A 1,629-nucleotide genomic window follows, 5' to 3' on the forward strand; every position below is an offset into this window, starting at 1 on the left:
TTTTCCGGCGCCGGGACCGAACCGCTGCACCAGCGGCCGGTCCAGCCGTGCGGCGCAATGCTGCAGCGCCTTCTTCAGGTCTTTGCCGATCATCCGTGCGGATACCCCGTGTTCGGCCGCGATGGCCTCGATGGGGCGGTGTTCCACGCGGGCGGCAATCAGGATGGCGCGCTGGCGCTCGGGCAGTTCGCGCAGCGCGTCGGTGAGTGCGCTCATCTCCGAGCGGCCGAAGGTGACCGTGGCCGGGTCCAGGTGGTCGGTGCCCTCCTCCATCAGCGCCTCCACCTCGGCGCCGGTGAGCACGCGGGCATGGGCACTGCGCTGGTCGCTGGCGGCGTTGACCGCCATCCGGAACAGGTAGGCCACCGGATTGCGCTGCGGCTGCGTGCCGCCCATGCGTTCCACCCGCAGCCAGGTTTCCTGCAGCGCATCCAGCGCCAGGTCGTCCGAGCCCAGCCGCCGCCGCAGGCGTTTGCGGAATGCTTCGTAGTGCTCCAGCAGCACGCTGCCCAGGCTGCTCATGGCAGGCCCTTGCAGGGCGCCGTGGAGGCGGCGCTGCGCGGCAGCAGCTGCAGCGTGATCGGCTGCGGCAGGTCATCGGGCAGACCGGGCAAGGCAAGCCCGCGCACGCGGGCCAGCAGCGCGTCGTCGCGCGCGGTGTCGCCACTGCCCTGCAGCAGCGCGCTTCTTTCAACGCGGTGGGCAGCGTTCAACCAGAGTTGCAGCACGGCACGGTAGCTGCCCGGGCGCGTGGCACGGGCGCCGCACAGGGCCTGCTCAAGCGACCGCTGGATGATCCGCGCGGCGTGTGCGGGCACCGTGCCTGCCGACGCGGCGGGTGCGCCGTCCGGCACGCCCGGAGCAGCCGCATCGACGGGAACCAGGGTGAGGGCCGCGCCGTCGATGAAGCGCGGGGCCAACCCGGTACCTTCCAACAGGGTCTGCAGGGCGGGCAGCGGTGCAAGGGTGCCGTTGACCGGCGTCGAGCGCAGCCCACCCAGCAGATGCGCATCGATCAGTACCGCCACCCCGGTGATCTCCCCATACATCTGCAAGGCCTGCGGCAACGGTTGTGCCGGTATCTCGAAGCGACGTGGCGCACGGCTGTCGTCGGCACCGGCTGCGGCCCCCCAGGGCAGCACCAGGCCCAGCGCGGCAATGAGCATCGCAACCAGGCCCCACAAGGGTCGCGGGCGGGCCCGTGCCCCGGTGTCATCAAACTGCATGCAAGACACGCCAGCATCAGAACGCCAAGCCGGTCACGTTAGAGCGGCTTCATTGCAGCGCGGTGACAGACATGATGCAGGAAGCGACACGACGTGGATGCGCGGTGCTGGCCTGTGCCGCGCTGTGGCTGGGCCTGTACGGCCCGGTCGCACGGGCGGGCGACGCCACCGATGCCACCGGCTGCGTCGAGCTGGAGGTCAATGGCGAGCGGATCCGCGATTACGCCTGCATGAGCCGACTGTTGGCACCGGCGGCAACGACGGCGACCCCGGCATCCACGGCCCCGATGGCCGCCGAACAGCGCGTCCGCCAACCGCCCAGTGCGCTGGGGCTGGCCAACCGCGCCGCCACCCAGCAGCGCATGGGCACCAGCTTCGGGGTGTCGACCCAGCCGCAGCGCAC

Annotated in this window: 3 protein-coding genes; 1 reads left to right on the forward strand and 2 read right to left on the reverse strand. The window is 71.2% G+C overall.

What is annotated here, in order from left to right; all coding sequences use genetic code 11:
• Both DBR34_RS10790 and DBR34_RS10795 read right to left on the reverse strand, forming a co-directional pair.
• Window positions 1–522, reverse strand: a 522-nt coding sequence (locus DBR34_RS10790; protein ID WP_146186818.1) for an RNA polymerase sigma factor, incomplete at its 3' end; no start/stop codon positions are given.
• Window positions 519–1,226 (reverse strand): STN domain-containing protein, encoded by a 708-nt coding sequence (locus DBR34_RS10795; RefSeq protein WP_128096787.1) that lies wholly within the window; start codon window positions 1,224–1,226, stop codon window positions 519–521. The genes DBR34_RS10790 and DBR34_RS10795, both read right to left, overlap by 4 nt.
• Window positions 1,227–1,288: 62 nt before the next feature.
• Here DBR34_RS10795 and DBR34_RS10800 point away from each other — a divergent pair.
• Window positions 1,289–1,629, forward strand: a 341-nt coding sequence (locus DBR34_RS10800; RefSeq protein ID WP_219928262.1) for a hypothetical protein, incomplete at its 3' end; no start/stop codon positions are given.

Source organism: Stenotrophomonas sp. HMWF003, from assembly GCF_003061285.1.
Taxonomy (GTDB): domain Bacteria; phylum Pseudomonadota; class Gammaproteobacteria; order Xanthomonadales; family Xanthomonadaceae; genus Stenotrophomonas; species Stenotrophomonas maltophilia_AP.

Coding starts and splice junctions, on each gene's coding strand:
- DBR34_RS10795 (WP_128096787.1), bottom strand. CDS start 1,226: ATGCAGTTTGATGACACCGGGGCACGGGCCCGCCCGCGACCCTTGTGG.